The following is a 24,904-nucleotide window of genomic DNA, read 5'->3' on the forward strand; positions in this document are numbered from 1 at the left end:
CAAAGTTAAGAAAAATAAGAGGCTTTTGGGAATTCTTATTTTTGCTGGCTGGCCCGAAATAGTTTTTGCTTCTCTTCTTTAGTGAGGCTTTCGTACCCTGATTTGGATATTTTGTCCAGGATCGCATCGATTTCGTCCTGGTCGGGTATTTCTACGGAGGCCGACGGAGCTGCGGACGAATACAGCGTAGCGCTGCGGTGTACCTGTTTTTCGCGGTAGGTGACCCGCATGGTAGGGCGGCGGCGGAACAGGTTGGACCAGCCCCCCATGATGGCGTAAACGGGCCGTCCCAGGTCGGTGCCGCTTTGGAGGAGCTTGATAAAGACGTACCCTAGTAAAGCGCCACCCAGGTGCGCCAGGTTACCGCCCGCGTTGGGGCCGATGGACTGCGCCAGGGAAAGAATGATGTAGAAAAAGGCAATGTACTTGATCCGGATGGGACCCAGAAAAATAAGGTTGAAGGTGTAGTTGGGTAGCAGGGTGGAGGCTCCTACGGCTACCGAGAAGGCCGCCGCCGAGGCACCCAGCATTCTTGACGCCCCTACTTCGGCCTGAAAGTGCGGCAGCAGGTTATAGATACCCATGTAGATAAGACCGCCAGCAATCCCTCCCAATATATAAAGCGCCACCATTCTTTTGGCCCCCAGGTACTCATCTACGAGCCGCCCGAACCAGTACAGGAAGAGCATATTGAAAAGAATATGGAAAATCTCTTCGTGGGTAAAGAAATAGGTGATGATGGTCCAGGGTTTGTAGATAAACTCGTTAGGAGAGGCAGGTAGCCGGAACAGATCTACCAGCCAGACGTACGCATTACCCGATTCCCCCAGGGTAAGTACCACCTTCGCCAGCAGCAGCGCCAGGAAGATCACCGTATTGATGAGAATAATCTTTACCAGCGCATTTTCTGATTTATCAAACTCTCTTCGGAAATCGTCAAAAATTCCACTCATCGCTCAATAAAATTTTTTACTTTGAGAATTCCAGTATTGTAAAATTATAAATGCAAAGAGCATTCCCCCCAAGTGGGCAAAATGTGCTACATTATCAGACTGCGCATTTTGAATCCCGGCGTACAACTCATAAAGTCCATAAAAGGTAACAAAATACTTAGCCTTGATCGGGAAGGGGAAAAATAGTAGAAATAGCTCCGTGTTTGGAAACAATAACCCAAACGCCATCAGTATTCCGAAAATTGCCCCTGACGCCCCTACCATTGGGATGTTTACCTCCCTTTGATAGAGGGCATTGACGAAGTCTACGCTGTCTTTAATATACGTTGGATTGGTGGGATTCTCTTCAAATTGATTCACAAAGTCAAGATTCGCCTGGTAAAAGCCCTTGGCGTGCTGACTCAAAAAGTCGATCAGGCCGTCGGGTGTAGGGTAGGCGGTATAGGTTTGGGCGGCTTCCCGCAGCTGGGATATTTCAAAATAGTTGATACCAGAAAAAAGTAAGCCAGCACCAATACCCGTAAAAAAATAAAAGAACACAAAGCGCTTGGGCCCCCACACGCGCTCCAGTAGAGGACCAAATATGAATAGCCCGAACATGTTGCTCAGCAAGTGCCCAAAATTGCCGTGCAGAAACATGTACGTGACAAATTGGTAGGGCATAAATGCCGGCGACATAAACGAACGCAGTGCAAAGCCCGGAGTCAGGTTAATTACGTATATATCTACTAGAAAAAAAGCTACATTTAGTATCAGTAAGTTACGAACTACGGGCGTTAAAGAAAACATGAATAGTTTAGCTAGTAATGAATATAAAGAGTAACTGTTTTGGTACGGGTTTCGTTTCTTTTATCGCTTAAACAATGATCCGATCCGATCTAGGGTGAGCATCACAATAATAGGATCACCGCCTGGCGTTCGGTTAGGGTCGGAAGAAGCAAAAAGTTGCTCGATCAGGATGTGCATTTCGAGCAGGGAAAGCTTGATGATGTAGCGGGAAGAAAAACGGCGTGCCAGTGAGCGCGACAGGCTATCTGGCTTGTTGAGTTTCAGATCAGAATAGCTCTGCTTGAGCTGTTCGATAAGCTCTTCAAATAAATCCTGCTCGCTTTCCTCGGGCAAATTGGCAGGTACCCCGCGAACGACGAGCTCGTTGGGGCCCATTTCGTCAAATTCAAAGCCCAGGCTACGAATTTCATTTTTGGTATCACGTACCATTTGCATATCCGCGGCCGACAAACGCACCGTGCGGGGGAAAAGTACCTGCTGGCAGGCCCCGTTCCGCTTGGTAAGCATGAGCCGATACCGCTCGTACAGAATACGCTCGTAGGCTGCTTTCTGATCAATCAACATCACACCGTCTTTGACCTGAGATAGAATATAGCGGTTATGTACCTGAAAAAGAATGGCGTCATTCTCCGGAATGGAAATTGCTTCCGAAGCCATGTGATTTACTTTACTGGCTACCGTAAGCGCCTGTTCTTTGAAAGTAGGGCGCGCGGGCATGGCTTTCAGCTCCATTTCCTTTTGGTCCTGCTCTTCTTCCGGAGCATTTTTCAATCCTTCCAGAAGCTTGTTCCAGTTGGTGAGGTTCCCCTGCTTTCGCACTGAGTCGTCGGCTTTGGGTTGCGCGGCCCAGTCGGGCTGCACCGGGCGCGGCAACGAGTTAGAAGAAGCAGACTGAGCGCGTGGCGGCGGATTCAGGAAATTGATGTTATCGTCGAAGTCGATAGGCGGCGTCATGTTGTAGACACCCACCGCTTTTTTTACCGCGGCCATGATGATGGCATAGACCGAGCGCTCGTCGTCAAACTTGATTTCCGTCTTGGTGGGGTGAATATTGATATCGACATGAGACGGGTCGATCTCGATGAAAAGTACGTAAAAAGGGTGACTTCCTTCGGGAATGGTGCCGTCGAAGGCGCTGATGACCGCGTGGTGCAGGTAGCTGTGCTTGATGTACCTTTCGTTGACAAAGAAAAACTGCTCACCGCGGGTTTTGCGGGCAAACTCGGGCTTGCCAATGTACCCCCTGACGCTAATGTAGGAGGTGTCTTCCTGGCAAAAGGCCAGCTGCTCGCGGTAGGTTTTACCAAATATATCCACGATCCGGCGTACCAGTTTGCCAGCGTATAGGTTGAAGATCTCGACGTCGTTGTGATAAAGCGAGAAACTTACCTCGGGATGAGCCAGCGCGATGCGTTGAAATTCGTCCAGAATGTGGCGCATCTCCACGGAGTTCGCTTTAAGGAAATTACGCCGAGCGGGTACATTAAAGAAAAGATTCTTAACCAGCAGGTTGGTGCCCGTTAAAGTGGCAATGGACTCCTGAAACTTCACTTCAGACCCTTCGATCCGCAGCAAAGTACCCAGCTCATCACCTACCCGGCGCGAGCGTAGCTCTACCTGCGCAACGGCGGCGATGGAGGCCAGGGCTTCGCCTCGAAAGCCCATGGTGCGGATCCGGAAGAGGTCGTCCGAGTTACGAATTTTTGAAGTCGCGTGCCGCTCAAAGCACATGCGGGCGTCGGTTTCGGACATCCCCAGGCCGTCATCAATCACCTGGATGAGTGTTTTGCCGGCGTCGCGTATGATCACCTGCACGTGGTGCGCCTGGGCATCCACCGAGTTTTCGAGTAGTTCCTTCACCACCGAGGCCGGGCGTTGCACTACCTCTCCCGCCGCGATTTGGTTGGCAATAGAGTCGGGTAGCAAATGGATAATATCAGCGGTAGTCATGCGTAGCCTGAGTGATTGGAGTCAACGTAAAACAAATTAACGACTTTTTATTTATTTGATCAGCGAGTTTTTAGTCAACCGTAAACAAGAAAATGGCCTATTGTTTGTTATATAATTAAATAAACATTATTTTTGATTTATGACAGAAATCAGCCGAATAGGTACCTGCCATATTTTGGAAGCCTTTGAAGCCGAAAAAAGTTGCTAACCGTGCTAAGAAGCTGATCGACGTATACTTACTCTCTAAGACCCCGCTAAGATGAAAATGCCCCTTCTGAAAAAGTTTAACGCTACGATGGCCTTGCAATGGCTTATCTTTTTGCCGGTAATCCTACCGCTATGCATTGTGTTTGGCGCGGTGCAAGGTGTTGTCAATATGGTGGAGAAAATGGCGCAGCGGATGTGGCTCGACCTGGAACTTTAACGGACCAGCTCCAGCCGGAGGGCTCACGTACCCAGAGAATTTACCTTTAAGTAGAATGACACCAGGAAAGCGCTACTTGGTGGCCGGGTAGCGCTTGGTTAGGTACTTTTTCTGAACAGCCCCCCGATGCGGGAAAACATGCGCTTCTCGAATTCCCAGAAAAAACGAAACTTCCCAAAGAGCCATCCCCACACCAGGAGAACGACCTGATACAGCGGAAGGATGATGAGGATATTGGCCGTCCACCGGATCCAGGCCGGGGTATCAGCGGTGAGGCCTACCCAGCCAAAAAGTACCTGCTTGATGTACATGATGGAAGAGCCTGTGCAGGCAAACACCAGCAGGATGATGAACACATCCCAGCCACTGCGTACATTCCACCGTACTTTAAGTTTTTCCCACATGGGTACTTATTCGTAAAGAAAGCCCATGGTATCGTCCTTAATTTCTTCCGGATCCAGGGAAAGAAATTCTTCCCAAAACGGATTAGCAGGTACCCCCGCTTTGCAGATGAGGGGCTCTTTCCGGACCGGGTGCTCAAAGTACAGGCGGCGGGCGTGGAGATTGATGCTGGCATCCATATTGGCCTTAGGGTACCCATATTTTACATCACCCCGGATCGGGCAGCCCATGCTGGCTAGCTGCACCCGGATCTGGTGGGGGCGCCCCGTGATGGGATGTACCTCCAGCAGGTGAAACTTGTTGATTTCGCCCAGCACCCGGTACGTAAGCTCGGCGCGCTGGGTACCGGGCTGCTCATAGTCATGGGCGGTCGTGACGTTGCGTTTTTCGTCTTTGGACAGCCAGTGTACCAGCTTGCCCTTGCTATGAGGAGGCCGCTGACGCACCACGGCCCAGTAGGTTTTCTGAACATCGCGCTTGCGAAACAGCTCGTTCATCCGCTCCAGGGCTTTGGACGTGCGCGCAAAGACTACCAGGCCACTCACGGGGCGGTCGAGGCGGTGTACGGTGCCCAAAAATACGGCACCGGGTTTTTCATATTGGACTTTAATATAGTCCTTGAGCATATCCAGCAGGCATACATCGCCCGTGCTATCGCCCTGCACAAGTACCCCAGGTTCTTTATTGACGACTATAATGTGGTTATCTTCGTAGATAACCTGAAAGGGTTTCTTTGCCATATCAGTAGGATTCCTTATCAGTAGGAAAGGATTCATTTTTTACGTCTCGGGCGTAGCTCGAGATCGCCTCGGACATCACCGTGTGTAGGTCGGCGTAGCGCCGCAGAAAGCGAGGCTTAAAGGTTTTGGTAATACCAAGTACGTCGTGCAGGACCAGGATCTGCCCATCGGCGTGGGGACCGGCCCCAATACCAATGGTAGGAATGCTGATACGCTCAGAGACCTGTCGGGTCAGGGCCGCCGGAATTTTTTCCAACACCACCGAGAAACACCCTACTTCATCGAGCATCTGAGCATCTTCGAGTAGCTTATGGGCTTCAATTTCTTCCTTGGCACGTACGGTATAGGTACCAAACTTATAGATGGATTGGGGCGTAAGTCCCAAATGCCCCATGACAGGTACCCCCGCACTCAGGATGCGCGTAATCGACTCTTTTACCTCCAGGCCACCTTCCAGCTTCACGGCGTGCGCTCCTGATTCCTTCATGATCCGGATCGCCGAGCGGAGAGCTTCCTCCGAGTTGCCCTGGTAGGACCCAAAGGGGAGGTCTACCACAACCAGCGCCCGCTTCACCGCCCGTACCACCGAAGAAGCATGGTAGATCATCTGGTCCAGGGTGATAGGCAGAGTAGTTTCGTGCCCGGCCATGACGTTGGAGGCCGAGTCACCCACCAGGATCAGCTCGATCCCGGCGGCGTCTACGATGGCGGCCATGGAGTAGTCGTATGCCGTGAGGCAGGATATTTTTTCACCACGATTTTTCATCTCCTGGATGATGTGCGTCGTGACGCGCTTTATATCGGGGGAAGAATGTACAGACATGACCTCTGGGAATAATAGTAAACAAATGAATGATCAACCAAGGTACCTACTGCACTTCATCGCCGCAAAAGCCACTGCTCGGGGTTGAGGCGGGTGGTGTTTTTCCAGATCTGAAATTGAAGCTCCGAAGTACCTTCTCCGTCGGTAGCCACGCTCCCGATGGTCTCCCGGGCTTTTACCTTTTGCCCGGTTTTCACCGACACATTCTGCATCTTGGCGTAAATCGTCATGTAGTCGCCGTGCTGAATGGCCACCACGTTGTTCATGCCGGGTACGTCCGTCACGTCAAGTACCACCCCGTCGTACACGGCCCGCACCGACTCTCCCGCGCTGGTTTGGATATCAATGCCCAGGTTATCTACCGTAACTCCCTTCAGCACCGGGTGCGCCTTGCGCCCGAAATGGTCCGACACGAAGCCTTTCACGGGCCAGGGAAGCCGTGCCTGGGAGGCCATAAAGGAAGAGGCTAAGGCTACCTCCTCGTCGGTCATCCCGCCCGAGCTGGGGGCTTTTTCGACGGGTGCCGTCTCCACAATGACGGGCTCCTCACCGGCCTTGGCCGCTCTTTCCCGCTCGGCTTTCTCCCGGGCTAACCGCTCGCGTTCGGCTCTTTCACGAGCTTCCCGTTCCCGGCGCTCCCGCTCGGCGCGCTCGCGCATTTCGCGTTCTACCAGCCGCCGAATGTTTGCTTCTAGTTGGTTAGCCGCCCGACGGCTGGCGGTGAGCTCGGCCCGGAGCTGCGATTCTTTTTGGGATAACTCGTTGACTACCTCGTCCTGCTTGGCTTTCAGGCCTTCCAGCTTTTGGGCTTCCCCCACGCGCGTAGCCAGTACGGTTTGTTGTTGTTTTTGCTTAGCCGTAATGCGTTCCCGCTTGGCTACTAGCTGCCGCTGTACCTCCTCCATCTGCTTCACCTGCTGCTGGCGCGCGTCGGTATACTGCTTGAGGTACTTATAACGGAGCACAAATTGATTAAACGTAGAGGACGAAAACAGAAAAATGAGCTGATTGAGGTAAGCATTGCGCTTGGAGGCCTCGTAGATCATCTGTCCGTACTCTTTCTTGAGCTTGGAAAGATCATTGGCTAGCTCGCGCCGGGCTTTTTCCAGATTACGAAGCTCAACGTCGAGTAGTTTGAGGTCGTCCGAAAGCAGGTCGATCTGTTTTTTCTGGGTCGTTATTTGTTGATTGAGCGCCCGGAGCTGGCCAACACTCACATTTTTTTGGGAAGACGTTTCTTTCAGGATACCCTGAATCTCCTTCATTTTCTCCTGATTTTGGCGCTTTTCGCGCTCCAGCTGTTGGCGGCTTTTCTGCGCCCACGCGCCCACGCCCGTACCGGCTATCAAAAGTAGTAGTAGTAAAAAACTTCGATAGAAAGCAGATGGTAGACGCATAACAATGATTCTTGGAGGAATAACGATCCCGGTATATCCCACAAAGTTAAACAGACTTCGCGTTTTAGCCCTAACCCCAGGGAGGTATTCCCGCTTTACAACTTTCTTTTATAGCTCGCTGGAATACTGAACGGGAAGCTGAGGGGGTTTTCTGCCAGTTCGACCCTGCTGTGTTTGATCCGGATGACAGTCTGGTAGTACTGCTGATCTTTTTCTGACTGCACGTCCAGGGTGAGCAGGCTGGTGTACGGAAACAGGTAGTTGTTCAACTGCGTAAAATCTTCGTAGTCGAGGTTGAGGGTATTTCGGGTGGGTTGCTCAACGGCCGTAAGGCGTTTGAGCTTACGGTTTTTGGTACCTATGTAGTTATCGACCAGGATGCGTCCCTGGTTTTGGCGAAGCAGCAGAAAATCCTTTTCGCGGCGAAATTTCTGCTCGTCGTCCCGTGGGATGGGCAGATTGCCCACAATGAGCGACTGAAGGAGGGGAAAGTTAAGGTCGAACTTAAACTGTTGGCTAAGCTGCGCGTAGCTAAAGACGTAGTATTCCTTATGAAATTTATCCATGAAAACAATCGAGTCGGGTGTAATGATTCCCCGCGCTACTTCCAGCCCCACCCCCGTTACCGACAGCCAGATGAGGCTGTCTTTTTTGATGCGAATGTTTACGTTGGCGTTGTCGATATTCTGAGAACGGCTCTTAAAAGAGAATTTGGATTTGGCGGTGAGGTAGTCAAAGTCAATCTCTTCAATGGCCGAATGTGCCAGCAGGGAATCGGAAAAGGCGGTGCGAGCCGTGTCGGATTGGGAATACCTATCCCGGCTTTTGGTTCGGGGTTTATGGCAAGAAGCGAGCCAAAAAAAACCAATGACAATCAGCCACGCGGCAGTTCTACTGTTCATGAAGCGTACCGGTTGCAATTTTTTTGTCGAGTTGATCACTGGTTTCTCCCATAGTTTTGGCCTTTTTCCATTGCTCTACGGCTTTTTCGCGCTCGCCCAGCTTAAAAAGTACGTCGCCATAATGCTCAACAATGGTGCCGCTCACGTTTTCAGACGCCTGAACGGCCTTTTCGAGGTACTGTTTCGCTTTGCCGTATTCTTTACGAATGTAAAGTACCCAGGCGTACGTATCCAGAAAGGTAGCGTTGTCTTTGTGGCGTTGAACGAGCCGTTCGGACATCTGCAGGGCCAGGTCGAGTTTTTCCTTACGAAGCGACAGGAAATAGCTGTAATTATTCAGCACGTGATCATTGTTGGGGTCCGCCTTCAGGGCCAGATCATAGGAAGCATCCGATTTCGCATAGTCGCCCAGGCCATTGTAGGCATCACCCAGCTGGGCATTGATGACGGGGATGATCTCGGGATTATCGTTAATGAGCTTGCGGCTTTCTTCCAGAGACGAAACGGCTTTCTTGTAGTTGCGCTTTACCAGGTGGGCCGAGCCGTTGGAGTACCAGAACATACCCTGGTTAGGAAACATTTCCAAGGCCTCTTCGGAATGCGCGATGAGGCTGTCGATTTGATTCAGTTCCCCATCCAGCTGCAAAATAGCCCCCCATATTTCGAAGACGGAGCCATCCAGCTGCGCGGCCATCCGGTACTGGTCGCGTGCTTCGGCTTTGCGGCCACGCTGCACCAGCAGGTCGGCATAGAGTACATGGGCGCGCGATTCGCCGGGATGGGTGTCGGTCAGCTGCTTGGCCAGGGCCAGGGCCTCGTCGCGGTCCTGCTCGGTGGCCAGCATGGAGAGGTACCCTGAAAGTACCCTGATCTTGGGCTCGGCGTCCAGGTTGGGGTTCGAGAACACAATTTTAAGCTCCTGGTTGCATTTGGCTACGTCCCCTTTGCGGCGGTAAATGTCGGCCAGTAGCACGTGGGCCTGGGCTTCGTCGGGATTGAGACGCAGGGCTTCCTGCAAGGGTACTATGGCTTCGTCGATACGGTCGTTAGCCATCAACAATTCGGCAAATTCCACGCGGTAGTCTACTTCGCTGGGTTCGGCCGTGATTAGCTTGCGCGCTTCTTCAATGGCTTTGTCCAGTTTATTTTGCCGGAGGTATAGCTGCTGTTTTTGGTGCGTTATTTCCTCGGTCACACCCAGCGATTTTTCCATTTGGTCGTAGGTCGCGATGGCTTTGTCAAACTGATCGTTGAAGACGTACACCGCTGCGAGCTCAATGCCGTACTGGATGTTGGAAGGATCGCGCGCCAACAACGCTTCGTAGAGCGGAATGGCCTCCGCGTACTTACGCTGCCTGGCGTAGAGTTCGGCTAGTTGCTGGGCGTAGAATCGGTTGGATTTGTCCAGGCCATTGGCCTGGCGTAGGGGCTCAATGGCTTCGGCAGGACGATCCAGCTTAACCAGGGCATTAGCTACGAGAAAATGCCCGGCGGCATCGCCAGGGCTTTGCTTGACCAGCTTCTCAAAAATAGGAAGGGCCCGCGCCGGCTCGTCCATCATCATGTATTTCATGCCTTCGGCCGCCATGCTTTCCTCTTCCAACCGAAAACCGGTAGAGGTACTTTTATCTTTTTCCGGAGCCTTTGCCTTGCTTCGGCGCTGGGCAAAAGCAGGATCTGCGTTGATAGCCGCAATAAATAAGCCGACCCACAAAGCCGATTTTAACCACACTATCCTCATATTCTTGCTGTTTACCGATCTCATTGCTATGCAGGTCGGTCATTATTAAATGACTAAACAAATATAGATTTTTCGCTTTAAATAGTCAGGTACCTGTACGAGCCAAACTGTCTCTTTTAACTACAAAAGTACTAGATTATTGTTTGAAAAGGTACTTACGCCAAAGGTAAAGGGTAGGGTAGGTAGTTCAGAAGTAACTACCCTGGCTAGGAAGAAGGTACTTTTAAGGGCGTCCAGGTATGCTAGGCCTTACCTGCTATAGGCGAAGGCCGAAAGAAGGAAAACCATTTTTGGGGTACGGAGATCCGCTTCAATAAGGCCTTCAAGTAGCTTCATAGGTTTTATTCGAGCTTACCGAGGCCTTCAGGTAATATGCAAAGGTACCTGCTGCTCAAGCCATAGCCATCGTGAAGCGATCGAGCACTTCGTCGGGGTGTACTTCCAGCACGTTGGCCAGCACCAGCATTACCAGCGTACGCGAGGCCAGGTTGCGGGGGATTCCGGCCGTAGTAGCGTAAGAGTCTACGGTTACGCTGCTTTTTTCGTCGAGCAGCTGCATGAGCTTACGCTCTTTCTCGCCGTAGCTGAAGCGTACGTCACGCTCTTTGCGGGCTCGACGCATGATTTCGCGCATTTCCCAGCTGGCTTGCACCGACTTATCAGCTACCCGCACGTAGGCGCGTTGCTTGCCAAGTACATCCTTGACGTAATGGGGTTTGTCGGGGCTACGCGGAACGTAAAATACAAGTACCTCGCGATCTCCCGACACCGGTACTTTTTCAATACGGTACCCGATGGTAGGCGTGCAGTATTTTTCAATGGCTCTTACGAGCATAAACTCATCTTCGTCCGCGTATTTTAGGCCTTTAATGGTTTTATCATCTCCCACGCCAATCAGTAGCTTACCCCCGCCGGAGTTAGCAAAAGCTACAATTTCACGGACAATCCGGTCAGGATGGTTGGCCTTCAGCTTGAATTCCAAGTGCTGACCCTCCCCTTGTCTGACCAACTCTTTAAGCATTCTTAAGTCCATCATTCGGAGCGCCGGAGCGTAAGTCTGAAGTGTGTAGAAGCTTATACTTGTTACAAGATAGGTATTTCTCTCTATTCAAAAAATACCATAGGTACTTTTTACTAACAAAAATTGCTACCAAAACGTTTTCCAAAAAGAGCCAGTGTCGCCTTATTTAGAAGGGAGTTAGGGGCACGAGGTCAATTGGCCATTCTGGTTATGCCTTTCGCGGAAATGCTGCCCCGTACCTCGCTGGTAGGTACCTTTCATGAGCCGGAAGGCTTTTTACTTTCTTCACAAGCACAGACTGATGAATGTAAGGGATGGCTGGTCAGGTACCATAGCAGCCCTGCGACCGTGTAAGTACTTATTTAGCGCACTTCCATTGGAAGTAGGTACTACTTACAAGCTGCGGAGCAGACATGAACGTAGCGTAGAAGGGGGTAGTATTTTGGAGAGGATACCTACCGACGGTTGTACGAGCCCACGGCCTTTTGTAGAAGGTACTTCCGAGTATGACATTTAGTCAAAACTACCCAGGAAAAGAAGGGGCAGATAGGTACCTCCGCGGATGCCTGATCAAGGAACGCCAAGGCCAATGGCTGCGTGAGTACTCCCCGGCAGCGGCACGAAAAGCGAGCGGCGCTCAGAATGGGTAGCCCCCAAAATACCCTAAATCCAAAAGCGGCACCTTTGTGGGTACCGCTTCTGGATCAATATTCGTCTTCGTTAAAGAAAAAATCTTCTTTGGTAGGGTAGTCGGGCCATATCTCCTCGATGCTTTCATAAGGCTGGCCGTCGTCTTCCAGCTCCTGAAGGTTTTCTACTACCTCCAAGGGCGCTCCAGTACGGATGGCAAAGTCAATTAGCTCATCTTTGGTAGCTGGCCAGGGAGCATCTTCCAGGTACGATGCGAGTTCAAGTGTCCAGTACATAGTTATTCGTTCCGATTAAATGATACGATTTTTTTGGAGTGCAAAAGTAAAAAAAAATGCCTCTCTTGATAATCTTTAACACGATTTTTCAAAAAAAATTTTTGCTAGTATCCATTTTTTTTCTATGAATATGTAATAGTCTGTTTTTTAAGTATTTATATAAATAATAATTTCTCTTCTTTAAAAAAAATAGCTCAGCTACGGGCCATCAAAGTACCCCGACTGAGGCGAAAGAGGTACTTTATTTGGTCCGGAGTAGCCAATTGTTCTACGTAGTATAAAGACCATACATTCCAGATTGTTTAGTAATTTGCTCTCCTTTTAATTTTTGGACGGAACGTATGCAAGTAGAAGTATGTGCGTATTCCCTCGAGTCTTGCCTGAACGCCCAGGCGGCGGGGGCTCACCGGGTGGAGCTATGTGGTGGATTAGGAGAAGGCGGTACTACGCCCAGCGCGGGGCTTATTGGGCTGGTACGTGAGCGCGTTGAGCTCGCCCTCTACGTCATGGTTCGGCCGCGGGGCGGGGATTTTGTATACGATGCGCTGGAAGAAGAAGTGATACGTCGGGACATCGACGTAGCCAAAAAGTACGGCGCTGATGGCGTGGTGTTGGGTGTATTGACGGCGCAAGGACAGGTGGATGTAGTCCGTACCCGGGCGTTGATCGACTACGCCCAGCCGCTGGGGGTGACTTTCCACCGGGCCTTTGACCTGACGCCCGATCCGCTGGAAGCCCTTGAGCGGGTCATTGAAGCGGGTGCGGAGCGTATCTTGACGTCGGGCCAGCGCGCTTCGGCACCCGAAGGCCTTGACGTACTGCGGCAGTTGGTAATAGCGGCTTCGGGCCGGATCGAGATTATGGCCGGTGGTGGCGTCAACGCCGGAAATGCCGCGCAACTGGCCGCTACGGGTATTCAGGCCCTGCACCTGACGGGCAAGGCCTTTCGGCCCGGTAGGCAGCAGTATTTTCCGGCGGGTATTTCCATGGCCGGCGAGGTACCTGACGAACGCAGTATCTTGTACAGTAAGCTCGAGTCGCTGCGGGAGCTCGTGGAAGCGGTACGCTAGTAACAGGAAGTGGCTTCTCCTACACGGACGAAATTAATCGGAGTAGGTATAGGCCTTGAAACACAAATTATTATATTTGCGCCTCGTTTGTTGAACTTTTACAAAACCAAATCCTACTCGTGAATAATAATACCTCCCTGATCTGGAACATTGTGTTGACGGTGGCCGTCATCGTTCTGTTTTTTTTACATTTTTCGGGCAGCAAGCCAGGTACCTTTACCGGCTCCGATTCCACCAGCGTGGCGGGTCGGCGCATTGTGTACGTACAGGTAGATTCGCTGTTGAAGAATTACGACTATTTTGAGGATACTCGTAAATCGTTAGAAAATAAGCGTTACCAGCTTGAGAATGATCTCACTACCCGCGGGCGCTCCCTGGAAAATGAAATTGCGTTCTTTCAGCAACGGGCTCAGACCATGACCCTGGACCAGGCCCGCTCTACGGAGGCGCAGCTAACCAAAAAGCAGCAGGATCTGATTGCTTACCGCGACCGCTCCGCCCAATCGTTGGCGCAGGAAGAAGCCGAAAAGAACCAGGAACTCTACGAATCCATTCAGTCGTATATCAAAAAATACAACCGGGAAAATAACTACGAATACGTATTAGGCTATTCAACGGGAGGAGGTATTTTGTTCGCTGATTCGACGCTTAATATTACGCAGAAAATGATTGAGGGACTTAACAGCGAATACAAAGCCAAGAACGAAAAATCGGCAGCTTCTACTAAAGATACTACCAAAAAGAAATAAAAAGTCGGCGGCGGTAGGTGAAATAGCCTTTCTGCCTGTATAGCGCTGAGGGCGTCCCAGAATCTGGGACGCCCTCAGCGCTTAAGAATAAAATAGGATGCGATAAAGTACCTTCTTACACGGCGCTTGAGGTGAGCTTCGCGCCCAGGTACTCGCGGTTCATGCGGGCGATGTTCTCCATGCTGATCTCCTTAGGGCACTCGGCCGAGCAAGCGCCGGTATTGGTACAAGCACCAAATCCTTCGGTATCCATTTGAGCCACCATTTTCTCCGCGCGGATCTTCCGTTCGGCCTGCCCCTGGGGAAGCAAAGCCAGCTGCGAAATTTTGGCGGACACGAAAAGCATGGCCGAAGAGTTTTTACATGCAGCAACGCAGGCACCGCACCCGATACAGGCCGCGGCCATAAAGGCGTGGTCGGCGGCTTCCTTGGGCACGGGCAGGCTGTTGGCGTCCTGGGCATTGCCGGTATTGACCGACACAAACCCGCCCGAAGCGACGATCCGGTCGAAGGCCGTGCGGCTCACCACTAGGTCTTTTATTACCGGAAACGCCACCGCCCGCCACGGCTCTACCACAATAGTATCGCCATCGTTGAACGAGCGCATGTGGAGCTGGCAAGTAGCTACGCCCTGCAAAGGCCCGTGCGGGCGACCATTGATGTACATCGAGCACATCCCACAAATACCCTCGCGGCAGTCGTGATCAAAGGCAACGGGCTCTTTGTTTTCGGCAATCAGCTTTTCGTTCAGTACGTCAAACATTTCAAGAAACGACATGTCCGAAGAAATACCGTCCAGCTCGTAGGTTTCAAAGCGTCCTTCTGAATCATTATTTTTTTGTCTCCACACCTTCAGGGTGAGGTGCATATTATCAGCTGACATAGTTTTACTATTTGAAGATTTTTAACACAAACAGCGGGGATTATAACCCAAGTCCCCCTTTCTAACTTATTTATAACTACGCTGGGCAATCTTGATGTTGTCGTATTCCAGGTCCTCTTTGTGAAGCTCCCACTGGCTGTCGTTGTGGTACTCCCAGGCCGACACGTACATATAGTTTTCGTCGTCGCGCAGGGCTTCACCCTCTTCGGTCTGGTACTCTTCCCGGAAGTGCCCCCCGCACGACTCGTTACGATCGAGCGCATCCAGGCACATCAGCTCACCCAGTTCGAGGAAGTCAGCTACGCGGCTGGCTTTGTCAAGCTCCGGATTGTACTCATTGGCCGTACCCATCACCCGCACATCCTGCCAGAATTCCTGACGCAGGGTACGTATTTCCTCGATGGCCTCCCGCAGACCTTGCTCGTTGCGAGCCATCCCGCACTTGTTCCACATGATGTGGCCCAGGCGGCGGTGAAACTGCTCGGGAGACGTATGGCCGTTGATGGTCAACAGCTTTTCGATGCGGTCCTTTACTTCCTGCTCCGTTTTTTCAAAAGCAGGATGGCTGGTAGCGATAGCTCCCGTACGGATCTCGTTGGCTAAATAAGATCCAATAGTGTAGGGAATGACGAAGTACCCGTCGGCCAGGCCCTGCATGAGCGCCGAGGCACCCAGGCGGTTGGCGCCGTGGTCGGAGAAATTAGCCTCGCCCAGGGCGTACAAGCCCGGCACGGTGGTCATTAAATTATAGTCCACCCACAAGCCTCCCATTGTGTAGTGTACTGCCGGGTAGATGCGCATAGGTACTTCGTAAGGGTCTTCGCCGGTAATTTGCTTGTACATGTCAAACAGGTTCCCGTACTTCTCTTTAACGACCGCCTTGCCCAAAGCACGTACCTGCTCGTCGGTAGGGCTATGAATGTTGTTCTTGTTGGCTTCGGCCCGGCCGTAGCGCTCAATGGCCGAAGAATAATCCAGGTATACGGCCATTTTGGAAGGGCCAACGCCGTAGCCCGCGTCGCAGCGCTCTTTAGCCGCTCGCGAAGCGATGTCACGAGGTACCAGGTTACCAAAGGCCGGGTAGCGGCGCTCAAGGTAGTAGTCGCGTTCCTCTTCCAGGATTTGGCTGGGATTGCGCGTGTCGTCCTTTTTCTTAGGTACCCAGATCCGCCCGTCGTTCCGAAGCGATTCGGACATCAGCGTTAGCTTAGACTGATGCTCGCTCGAAACCGGAATACAGGTAGGGTGGATCTGTGTGAAGCAGGGATTCCCGAAAAACGCCCCCCGCTTGTGTGCTTTCCAGGCGGCCGTAACGTTGCAACCCATGGCGTTGGTGGAGAGGTAAAATACGTTGCCGTAGCCCCCGGAGCAAAGTAATACGGCGTGCCCGGCGTGGCGTTCTATTTCGCCCGTAACCAGGTTACGAACAATTACGCCCTGGCATTTTCCGTCGATTACCACTACGTCGAGCATTTCGTGGCGGGTGTACATCTGTACCGTTCCCATGCCTACCTGGCGCTCCAGGGCCGAGTAAGCTCCCAGTAGTAGCTGCTGGCCCGTCTGACCGGCGGCGTAGAAGGTACGTTGTACCTGTACCCCCCCAAAGGAGCGGTTGGAGAGCAATCCGCCGTATTCGCGGGCGAAAGGTACCCCCTGCGCTACGCACTGGTCAATGATGCTACCTGATACTTCGGCCAGGCGGTAGACGTTGGCCTCGCGGGAACGGTAGTCGCCGCCTTTGACGGTATCATAGAAGAGCCGGTAAATGGAGTCGCCGTCGTTTTGGTAGTTCTTGGCGGCGTTGATTCCCCCCTGGGCGGCAATGGAGTGCGCCCGGCGCGGAGAATCCTGAAAGCAAAACGCTTTTACCTTATAGCCCAGCTCCGCCAGCGTAGCGGCCGCCGAAGCCCCGGCCAGGCCGGTACCTACCACAATCACTTCCAGGCGTCGCTTGTTGGAAGGGTTTACCAGAGGTACGGAAGAACGATATTTAGTCCATTTATCCTGAAGCGGTCCTTCGGGAATCTTGGCGTTTAGGCGAGATGAAGTTGCCATATCTAGACGAGTTAATGAATCAGAATGAGTTTAGTGCAAAAGGTGCATGATGTAGAAGTAGACCGGCATGGCCGCAAACGCCGCCGGAATAATGATGCCAAATACCCATACTCCCAGGAAGTCGAGCAGCGGGTTGTACTTAGGATGGTTGATGCCCAGCGTCTGGAAGGCACTTCGGAAGCCATGCACCAGGTGGTACGAAACGGCCACCATGGATAGCACGTACAAAAGTACCAAGGGCAGATTGGCAAAAGCCCGGTCCACGATCATGTAAAGGTCTTTGACAATAATGGTCTTCGTTTTTTGGTCATCACTGAGCTGTTCTTCCAGTTTGCTTTTGAGCATGTAGCCCTCGGGCATGGTTTCCGTATTGACGATTTTGCCTTCGGCGAGCTCAATGGTGTACTTTTTGAAGGGGAGCTGCCCAAACTTGTAGTCATACCAAAACTGCGCCATGTGCACCACGATGAACACCAGCAGGACGGTACCCAGCAGCGCCATGTTACGGCTGGCCCAGGTACTTTGGTTGTCTACTTTCGAGTAGGTTACCTTACCACGCGCCTGACGGTTTTGGTAAGCCAGGTAAAACCCCTGAAAAGCGTGAATCAGAATAAAAGCATATAAACCGTACGAAATGGTTTTGATAATGGGGCTGGTGGTCATGAACACCGTATACAGGTTGAACGCCAATCCTTCATCCGCGTTAAATAATTGTAAATTTCCAGCTACGTGTACGGCCAGAAAACTAGTTAAAAAAAGACCCGTAAGGGCCATCACGAGCTTTTTTCCAATGGAACTCGACAACGTTTGTGTTAGCCACGACATAGCAAACAGCGGTAGTTTAATGTGCAAAAAATGGGACAATTAGAACCTTTCAAAGGTACATGACAAACGAATCCGACACAACACAAGATTTCAAATTTGTTCCTAACGAATCAATTTATAATGATTTTAAGTTTCTGATAGCCTAACAGCATGTGTAAAAAATTTGTTTGGTTTGCAGAATGCAGATACTAAAGAGGGGGCCTAAAGGAGTCAATTTACTTTTACCGGCTAAAAGCACACCTTTTTTTGCGTATTTTTCGTTCCAACTATATTATAAAAACCATTAAGCCTTCATACTCTATGCGCCCACTGGTACGCTATATATTCTTTGTTTTTTTACTACTTCTGATTGGCCAACGGGCAGCGGCTACGCACGTGCGGGCGGGGGAGATCACCGCCAAGCGAATCTCCACCACCTCCCTGACCTACGAAATCACCTTCACGGGGTACTTTGATATTCAGAATGGCCCCGCCGCTTCCGAAGCGCAGGTAGATGTACAATTTTTCGTGGGAGATACGGGCCCGATCCGGGTGGAACGAAAAATTCCGTATCCTAATATTGGCAACAACACCACGCGCAACGAGTATACCTTTGTTTATACGTTTTCGGCACCGGGTCGCTTCCGGATCTCCGTGCGGCTTGACAACCGGAACAACAGCGTGCTCAACATTGGCCCGCCGCCTACGCAGGAGCTAAACTTCTACGTACAAAGTACCCTGGTGATCAACGAGAGCCTGGGCCAGAACCGCACGCCGGTGCTGCTCAATGCGCCCATCGACCTGGCAGCGGTAGGGCAGCGCTACATCCATAACCCCAACGCTTTTGATGCCGATGGCGACAGCCTGTCTTATAGGCCGGTGGTACCGCAGCAGGGTACTACGCGGGGCAATGGCCAGAATCTTCAGTACGTAGACCCTAACCAAGTGCAGCCGGTAGGGCCGCGTGAGGATGGCGGTACGCCCGCCACTTTCTCCATCAACCCCATCACGGGCGATTTGATCTGGGATGCTCCTTCCATTCCGGGCTATTACAACGTAGCCTTTGTGGTGGAAGAATGGCGGAATGGCGTGAAGATCGGGGAGATTGTGCGGGATATGCAGATCATCGTGGTGGAGTCGAATAACGACCGACCGGACCTTGACCCGCTGCCGGATCTATGTGTGGAAGCGGGTAGCTTGATTCAGCAAACCATCCGAGCTACCGACCGAAACGGCAACCCTTTGACCTTGACGACTAACGGTGGGGTGTACCAGGCGAGCTTGGTGCCAGCCGCCTTGGCTACTTTTGCGTTGAATCCAGCTAGCGCTGGGGTAGCTACGGGACTCTTCCGTTGGCAAACGGGTTGTAATCATATCCGGCTCGAACCTTACGAAGTACTCTTTAAAGTAGAAGATAATCCGGGACCAGGTACCCCTAACCCTTCGCTCTTCCGAAAGCTCGTTGACATCAAAACGCTTCGTATTCGGGTTTATGGCCCCAAACCACAGAATGTCCGGACGGAGCCAGCGGCCGATGCATCGGGGCGGGCCTTCCGGGTGAGCTGGAGTTCCTACCAGTGCCAGATTCCTGGTGCACAGATTGTGATCTATCGCAGAGAAGGCTGTACGGACTTTGTAGCGGATCCCTGCCAGACGGGCATGCCCGCGGGCCTGGGCTACCAGGAGGTAGGGCGCGTGGGCGTGGGAGAGACGTCTTACATCGATACCAACAACGGGCAAGGACTACGAAGAGGGGTGAGGTATAGCTACCGTTTGGTGGTGGAGTTCCCGCGTCCGGGAGCCAGCCCCACCGAGCTCAACCGCTTGAACGGGGGCGGAAGGAGCCTGGTGTCGGATGAATTCTGCGCAGACCTACCCCTGTTGATGCCGGTTATTACCAACGTCACCGTCGACTCCACCAGCGCGACGCAGGGTGTCATTACGGTAAAATGGACGCGCCCCATCGGCGTGGTACCTACCCCCAGCGACGGGCCCTACCAGTACCGACTATTCCGGGCTACTGGCTTGAACGGTACGGATTTTACCCTCGTTACCACCATTACGACCAATCTGACCCCTGGCGCGCCCGATACGCTCTTTGTGGATCGTGGGCTTAATACCGTTCAGAATGCCTACCGCTACCGGCTCGACTACTACTACACCAACAACAACGCGCTCGTTAAGTTTGATGAGACGGAGCCCGCCAGCAGCGTAAGGCTGGAGCAGGGAGCGGCCGAGTCGCGCCAGATCCGGCTTGACTGGACGGCCATCGTACCCTGGAGCAACAACAACCAGCGGCACCGCGTATACCGCGAAGACCGCGCGCGCCCAGGTACCTTCAATCAGATCGCGGAGGTGGCGGTGCTGGGTCCGGAGACTTTCACCTACCTGGACGACGGAACCGACCGCTTTGCGGCCGATGGCGTTGCTACCATTACGCTCTCCGCTGACTCGACCTACTGCTACAAAGTAGAAACCGTAGGTACCTACGACAACGACCGCATTCGGCCCGCGCTGCTGTATAACTTCTCGCAGATCATCTGCGTGACCCCGCTGGATACCATCCGGCCCTGCCCGCCGGTACTTTCCATCGACACGCTCAATTGCAGCGAGCTACAGCCTGACGCTTTCTGTGACCAAAGTACCTTTACCAACAACCTGTCGTGGGAATATCCGGCGCAAAATGCCCAGGGGGACGATTGTGACCCCAATGTGGTATCCTATAATATATACTACGCCCGCTATGACGACGAAGAGGGTGCGCTGCTGACGTCCATCCTGCCACCACCCACGCCGCCCGCTACTACCTACGCTCATACGGGGCTCAGCTCCTTTGCGGGCTGCTACTACGTGACGGCCGTAAACCGCTACGGCAACGAGAGCGACCCCAGCAACCTGGTCTGTAAGGACAACTGTCCGCAGTTCACGCTACCTAACGTCTTTACGCCCAACGGCGACGGCAAGAACGACGTATTCCGGCCGTTCCGCTGCCCCAGCTTCGTGGAGTCGATCGTGTTTAGGGTATACAATCGCTGGGGTACCAAGGTATTTGAAACGACGGACGTGAGTATCAACTGGGACGGCAAGAATTCTGCCGGACAAGACCTGGCCGCCGGGCAGTACTTCTACGAAGCCGTGGTGCAGTTTGAATCCGTACGGCGGAACGCGCAGCCGCTGGCGGTCAAAGGCTGGATACAACTCCTACGCTAATGAAGGTGGTGCTCTTTGATGGCGTGTGTAATCTCTGCAACGGAGCGGTCAATTTTCTGATTGAGCACGACAAGGAGCAGCAGTTGCAATTTGCTTCCCTGCAGTCGGACTTTGGGCAGGAGGTACTTCGGCGTCATGGCCTAAGTACCCAGGCTTACGAGAGTTTTCTTTTTCTGGAAGGCAACCGGCTATTTCAACGATCGGAGGCGGCGCTGGCCGTGCTCAGGTACCTGGGCTGGCCCTGGAAGGTACTTTTGGTTTTCAGGATCGTTCCTCGCTTCGTGCGGGATGCGCTCTACACCTGGGTAGCCCGCCACCGCTACGCCTGGTTTGGCAAAAGGGAGGCGTGTAGGCTACCTACTCCTTCGCTGCGGGCGCGCTTCTTGTGACTAAATTTTTCGACTTTCGAACCTAATCGCTTACTTTGTAGCCCGGCTCAGGTACCTGCTGAGCGGGCTACTTTTATTATTAACCAAGCGATTCAACCATTTTTCTCATGAAAAAAGCGTACATATTTCCGGGCCAGGGTTCGCAGTTTACGGGCATGGGGGCCGAGCTATACCAATCTTCCGCCGAAGCCAGAGCGTTATTTGAGCGGGGCAATCAGATACTGGGCTTCGACATTACTAAAATCATGTTTGAAGGTACCGAAGAGGAGCTCAAGCAAACCAACGTCACCCAGCCCGCCATCTTTCTGCATTCGGTGGTGCTGGCCTCTACTACGCCGGGCTTTGAGCCCGACATGGTGGCGGGGCACTCCCTGGGCGAGTTTTCGGCCCTGGTGGCGGCGGGTGCGCTGTCGTTTGAGGACGGGCTCCGGCTGGTAGCCCAGCGCGCCGACGCCATGCAGAAGGCCTGCGAAGCCTACCCCTCCACGATGGCCGCCATCCTGGGCCTGGGCGACGAGCCTATTGAAGAAGTGTGCGCTGCCATTGAAGGCGAGGTAGTGGTACTTGCCAACTACAACTGCCCCGGCCAGGTTGTTATTTCGGGGTCCATTGAAGGCGTGAAGGAGGCTTGTGAACGCCTGAAGGCCATTGGGGCCAAGCGGGCGCTGTTGCTACAGGTAGGAGGAGCCTTTCACTCACCCTTTATGGAGCCCGCCCGGGAGGTACTGGCCCAAGCCATCGAAAGTACCCCCTTTAGCGCCCCACGTTGCCCCATCTACCAGAACGTGAACGCCCGCGCTTCTACGGATGTAAGTACCATTAAAGCCAACCTGATCGCCCAGCTTACGGCTCCGGTACTCTGGACGCAGTCGGTGCAGCACATGGTGGCCGACGGCGCCACGCTCTTCATCGAATGCGGCCCCGGCAAGGTACTTCAGGGGCTGGTGAAAAAAATAGCCGGGGAGGTTGAAACAAAGAATGTGTAATTTTTTTGCAGAATTGCTTGACAGGTATCCGCTGAGCGCTTAGTTTTGCACCACAATTTCGGATTTGGCCGATGGTGTAATGGTAACACAGGACATTTTGGTTGTCTTATTCAGGGTTCGAGTCCTTGTCGGCCAACAAAAAAGCTCACTCAATCGGTGAGCTTTTTTTTATACCTGTATTTTCATTATTGGGTATAATGTAAATCAATAGTAGCACTTTTTAGCATTAACTGTTCCAAACGAGTACCGCTAGAGATACTATTTCTATATTTTTTACACTTAAATTAATATTATATTGTATCCAGGTAAATAACTTCTGTTTATTTATTCTATTTTTATGGATTAAAATTACCCCTCTCTTATTCACTATTACTATACACTACTAAAATCACCAATTGAAATGGCAACACTAGTTAAAGTTAAAAAGCGCGATCGCGAACGCACGAAAGGCAAAATCCTCAAAGCAGTCGGAGAAGTTATTGAACAGTATGGCACCGAAAAAGTAGGCGTGAATTTAATTGCCCGTACGGCTGGCGTAAACAAGGTACTTATATATAGGTACTTTGGCGGGGTAGATGGCCTCATGGAACAGTACGTAAAAACGGGCCAGTATACCTTCACCACTAGTGTTGACTTTATCGAGAGTATTCCACCCACCGCCCCGGAAGAGCGGGGGCAGACCATGGCCCGGATTTTACTGATTGCCATGAACGATCTTCGGGAGCGCAAAGCCACGCGGGATTTACTTCGCTGGGAAATCGGGGCCGGCCGTCCTGTACTTTCAGAAACCCGCAACGAGGTAGGAGCCCGGATTTTAGAAAAGATCGGCGATCTGCCCAACTGCCCGGATACGAGCGGCCTCATCGCTTTCATTTCGGCAGGTATATACTACTTAACCATCTCGGCCGACTACCGCGATAAGATGATCGACGTAGACCTGCAATCGGAAGAGGGCTGGAAACGTATAGAAAACATAGTAGTTAGCATTATTGCCAATTCAGAGAAGTAATAGGTAGCAATGAAAGTACCTTCTTAAAGTCCTTCCCGCTCTGTTGGGGAGGATTTTTCGTTTAAAGAGCCAGTTAGCCTTTTGGGATCGATCAGCGCGCGTATATTTGTACCCTTTCAGCCGAAAGCGTAAAACGATCGTTAATGAGTGTACTAAAAAAACTGGCGGGAGAAACGGCCAGCTATGGCGTAAGTACCATGTTAGGCAGGCTCCTCAACTACCTGCTGGTAATGCTCCACACCCGGCTTTTTTTTCCCGAGCAGCTCAGCGTACAAGTTCAGTTATATGCCTACGCCGGGCTTACGCTGGTCATTTATACCTTCGGCATGGAAACCGCCTACTTTCGGTTTGCGCGGAAGGAAGCCGACCAACGCCAGTACTACAACCTGATTCTGAGTGCGGTTATTTCCGTGAGCGTGTTCTTCTCGGGGCTGATGTACCTCTTTGCCGAGGACGTGGCGCGGCTCATCGAGTACCCCGAAGAAGTAACCCTGGTGCGTTGGATGGCCCTCATCATGGCCATCGACGGCATCGTTTCCATTCCGTTTGCGCGTCTTCGGCTGGAAAAAAAGGTTAAGAAATTTGTGGCGGCCCGCGTGGCGAATATCTTGGCCAATATCGGTTTCAACTTCTTTTTCTTGCTCCTCTGCCGGGATATTTACGAAGGGAGGTACCTGTTGTTTCTGAAGCCCGCCGTAGATCTTTTTTATGACCCGGCGATGGCACCCGGCTACATCATCCTGGCCAATCTGATGGCCAACCTACTCTTTTTCGTACTGCTCTGCCGGGAGTTCCTGGATTTCCGTTTTGTGTTTAACCGGGCACTTTTTCGACCGGTTTGGGTGTATGCCTTCCCCATCTTGATCATGAACTTGGCGGCGGTGACCAACTACGTGTTCGACCGCTCGTTTTTGCAGTACCTGCTCCCGGAAAATTTTTATCCCGGCCGCACTACCCGCGACGCCATCGGGATCTACGGGCAGTGTTTCAAGCTGTCTATTTTCATGAATCTGGCCATTCAGGCCTTCAAGTACGCCGCCGAGCCGTTCTTCTTCTCCAAGGCTGAAGATAAAAACGCTCCCTCGGTCTTTGCCGAGGTCATGAAGTGGTTTGTGCTGGTGTGTATCCTGATGTGGGTAGGGATCTGCCTCAACCTGGACCTGCTGGCGGAGCTCTTTCTGCGCAAGAAAATCTACCACGAGGGCCTGCCCATTGTACCCTGGCTACTGTTAGGCTTCCTTTTTCTGGGAGTTTACTACAACCTCGCCGCCTGGTTTAAGATTACCGACAAAACCCAGTATGGTACCTACCTTACCATCACGGGGGCTGCCATCACCATGGGGCTCAACTTCCTGCTCGTACCCCGCATAGGGTACCTGGGCTGTGCGCTGGCGTTTGCTACGTCGGCCTTGGTGATGATGGGCCTTTGCTACTACTACGGACAAAAGTACTACCCGGTACCTTATCCGGTAAAATCCTCGGCGGGGTACCTGCTGGCGGGAGCGGCGCTTATCTACGGCTCGTCCCGGATAGAAATCGCGAACCTATGGCTGGCGGTACCTTTTCACGTCTTTCTGTTTGGGCTATTTGCCCTGGCGGTGCTGCTGGCCGAACGAAAGGCGCTGCCACCGCGCTTCCGGACGCTGTTTGGCTTGTTCAAAGTCTGAAAGTACCTTCAGTG

The 24,904-nt window shown here is 52.2% G+C and carries 22 protein-coding genes and 1 tRNA gene; 9 read left to right on the forward strand and 14 right to left on the reverse strand.

Annotated elements, in window-relative coordinates:
* Positions 1-35: 35 nt before the first annotated feature.
* The 3 genes from HNQ92_RS01290 to mutL are packed head-to-tail and all read right to left on the reverse strand — an operon-like array spanning position 36 to position 3,692.
* The gene (locus tag HNQ92_RS01290; RefSeq protein ID WP_184169731.1) at positions 36-953 is read right to left on the reverse strand and encodes a rhomboid family protein; all 918 of its coding nucleotides are present in this window, start codon (positions 951-953) and stop codon (positions 36-38) included.
* Between the two features lie 3 nt (positions 954-956).
* Positions 957-1,742: a rhomboid family intramembrane serine protease gene (locus tag HNQ92_RS01295; protein WP_184169734.1), complete on the reverse strand. Its 786-nt coding sequence runs from the start codon at positions 1,740-1,742 to the stop codon at positions 957-959.
* Between the two features lie 60 nt (positions 1,743-1,802).
* Positions 1,803-3,692 carry a DNA mismatch repair endonuclease MutL gene (gene mutL, locus HNQ92_RS01300; protein WP_184169738.1) on the reverse strand — a complete coding sequence of 630 codons (1,890 nt, stop codon included), beginning with the start codon at positions 3,690-3,692 and terminating at the stop codon, positions 1,803-1,805.
* Between the two features lie 259 nt (positions 3,693-3,951).
* On the opposite strand from mutL, the gene HNQ92_RS01305 reads away from it, so the two are divergent.
* Positions 3,952-4,116 (forward strand): hypothetical protein, encoded by a 165-nt coding sequence (locus HNQ92_RS01305; protein ID WP_184169742.1) that lies wholly within the window; start codon positions 3,952-3,954, stop codon positions 4,114-4,116.
* A gap of 98 nt (positions 4,117-4,214) precedes the next feature.
* Here HNQ92_RS01305 and HNQ92_RS01310 read toward each other — a convergent pair whose 3' ends face one another.
* The 8 genes from HNQ92_RS01310 to HNQ92_RS01345 form a co-directional block, all read right to left on the reverse strand.
* Positions 4,215-4,520, reverse strand: coding sequence for a DUF6787 family protein (locus HNQ92_RS01310; RefSeq protein WP_184169745.1), 306 nt, complete (start codon positions 4,518-4,520; stop codon positions 4,215-4,217).
* Positions 4,521-4,526: 6 nt separating this feature from the next.
* Positions 4,527-5,258: an RluA family pseudouridine synthase gene (locus HNQ92_RS01315; protein ID WP_184169748.1), complete on the reverse strand. Its 732-nt coding sequence runs from the start codon at positions 5,256-5,258 to the stop codon at positions 4,527-4,529.
* A 1-nt stretch (position 5,259) separates the two neighbouring features.
* Positions 5,260-6,081, reverse strand: coding sequence for a 3-methyl-2-oxobutanoate hydroxymethyltransferase (panB, locus tag HNQ92_RS01320; RefSeq protein WP_184169751.1), 822 nt, complete (start codon positions 6,079-6,081; stop codon positions 5,260-5,262).
* A 56-nt stretch (positions 6,082-6,137) separates the two neighbouring features.
* Positions 6,138-7,430: a murein hydrolase activator EnvC family protein gene (locus tag HNQ92_RS01325; protein WP_246439425.1), complete on the reverse strand. Its 1,293-nt coding sequence runs from the start codon at positions 7,428-7,430 to the stop codon at positions 6,138-6,140.
* A gap of 143 nt (positions 7,431-7,573) precedes the next feature.
* The gene (lolB1, locus tag HNQ92_RS01330) at positions 7,574-8,380 is read right to left on the reverse strand and encodes a lipoprotein insertase outer membrane protein LolB1 (protein WP_184169757.1); all 807 of its coding nucleotides are present in this window, start codon (positions 8,378-8,380) and stop codon (positions 7,574-7,576) included.
* Positions 8,370-10,121, reverse strand: coding sequence for a tetratricopeptide repeat protein (locus tag HNQ92_RS01335; RefSeq protein WP_184169760.1), 1,752 nt, complete (start codon positions 10,119-10,121; stop codon positions 8,370-8,372). The genes lolB1 and HNQ92_RS01335 overlap by 11 nt, the downstream gene beginning before the upstream one ends.
* 391 nt (positions 10,122-10,512) lie before the next feature.
* A complete protein-coding gene (locus HNQ92_RS01340) occupies positions 10,513-11,154 on the reverse strand; it encodes an AlbA family DNA-binding domain-containing protein (RefSeq protein ID WP_184171741.1) in 642 nt (213 codons plus the stop codon).
* Between the two features lie 692 nt (positions 11,155-11,846).
* A complete protein-coding gene (locus HNQ92_RS01345; RefSeq protein WP_132122348.1) occupies positions 11,847-12,068 on the reverse strand; it encodes a DUF2795 domain-containing protein in 222 nt (73 codons plus the stop codon).
* Positions 12,069-12,409: 341 nt separating this feature from the next.
* Here HNQ92_RS01345 and HNQ92_RS01350 point away from each other — a divergent pair, with 341 nt between their 5' ends.
* Positions 12,410-13,138, forward strand: coding sequence for a copper homeostasis protein CutC (locus HNQ92_RS01350; RefSeq protein WP_184169763.1), 729 nt, complete (start codon positions 12,410-12,412; stop codon positions 13,136-13,138).
* 119 nt (positions 13,139-13,257) lie between these two features.
* A complete protein-coding gene (locus HNQ92_RS01355) occupies positions 13,258-13,887 on the forward strand; it encodes an OmpH family outer membrane protein (RefSeq protein ID WP_184169766.1) in 630 nt (209 codons plus the stop codon).
* A 115-nt stretch (positions 13,888-14,002) separates the two neighbouring features.
* Here HNQ92_RS01355 and HNQ92_RS01360 read toward each other — a convergent pair whose 3' ends face one another.
* From HNQ92_RS01360 to HNQ92_RS01370, 3 genes are all read right to left on the reverse strand, one after another.
* The gene (locus HNQ92_RS01360; RefSeq protein ID WP_221307374.1) at positions 14,003-14,755 is read right to left on the reverse strand and encodes a succinate dehydrogenase/fumarate reductase iron-sulfur subunit; all 753 of its coding nucleotides are present in this window, start codon (positions 14,753-14,755) and stop codon (positions 14,003-14,005) included.
* A gap of 81 nt (positions 14,756-14,836) precedes the next feature.
* The gene (locus tag HNQ92_RS01365) at positions 14,837-16,825 is read right to left on the reverse strand and encodes a fumarate reductase/succinate dehydrogenase flavoprotein subunit (RefSeq protein WP_184169772.1); all 1,989 of its coding nucleotides are present in this window, start codon (positions 16,823-16,825) and stop codon (positions 14,837-14,839) included.
* A gap of 30 nt (positions 16,826-16,855) precedes the next feature.
* Entirely contained in the window at positions 16,856-17,650 is a 795-nt protein-coding gene (locus HNQ92_RS01370; RefSeq protein ID WP_184169775.1) for a succinate dehydrogenase cytochrome b subunit, read from the reverse strand.
* A gap of 300 nt (positions 17,651-17,950) precedes the next feature.
* On the opposite strand from HNQ92_RS01370, the gene HNQ92_RS01375 reads away from it, so the two are divergent.
* The 6 genes from HNQ92_RS01375 (at position 17,951) to HNQ92_RS01400 (ending at position 24,890) form a co-directional block, all read left to right on the forward strand.
* Positions 17,951-20,839, forward strand: a complete 2,889-nt coding sequence (locus tag HNQ92_RS01375) for a T9SS type B sorting domain-containing protein (RefSeq protein ID WP_184169778.1) — start codon at positions 17,951-17,953, stop codon at positions 20,837-20,839.
* Entirely contained in the window at positions 20,839-21,228 is a 390-nt protein-coding gene (locus HNQ92_RS01380) for a thiol-disulfide oxidoreductase DCC family protein (RefSeq protein ID WP_184169781.1), read from the forward strand. The genes HNQ92_RS01375 and HNQ92_RS01380 overlap by 1 nt, the downstream gene beginning before the upstream one ends.
* 107 nt (positions 21,229-21,335) lie before the next feature.
* Positions 21,336-22,214, forward strand: a complete 879-nt coding sequence (fabD, locus tag HNQ92_RS01385; RefSeq protein ID WP_184169784.1) for an ACP S-malonyltransferase — start codon at positions 21,336-21,338, stop codon at positions 22,212-22,214.
* A gap of 65 nt (positions 22,215-22,279) precedes the next feature.
* Positions 22,280-22,350: transfer RNA gene (locus HNQ92_RS01390), tRNA-Gln, on the forward strand.
* Between the two features lie 264 nt (positions 22,351-22,614).
* On the forward strand, positions 22,615-23,223 hold the full coding sequence (locus HNQ92_RS01395; RefSeq protein ID WP_184169788.1) for a TetR/AcrR family transcriptional regulator: 609 nt from the start codon (positions 22,615-22,617) through the stop codon (positions 23,221-23,223).
* A gap of 143 nt (positions 23,224-23,366) precedes the next feature.
* Positions 23,367-24,890, forward strand: coding sequence for an oligosaccharide flippase family protein (locus HNQ92_RS01400; RefSeq protein WP_184169791.1), 1,524 nt, complete (start codon positions 23,367-23,369; stop codon positions 24,888-24,890).
* Positions 24,891-24,904 lie beyond the last annotated feature (14 nt).

Source organism: Rhabdobacter roseus (assembly GCF_014202275.1).
GTDB lineage: Bacteria > Bacteroidota > Bacteroidia > Cytophagales > Spirosomataceae > Rhabdobacter > Rhabdobacter roseus.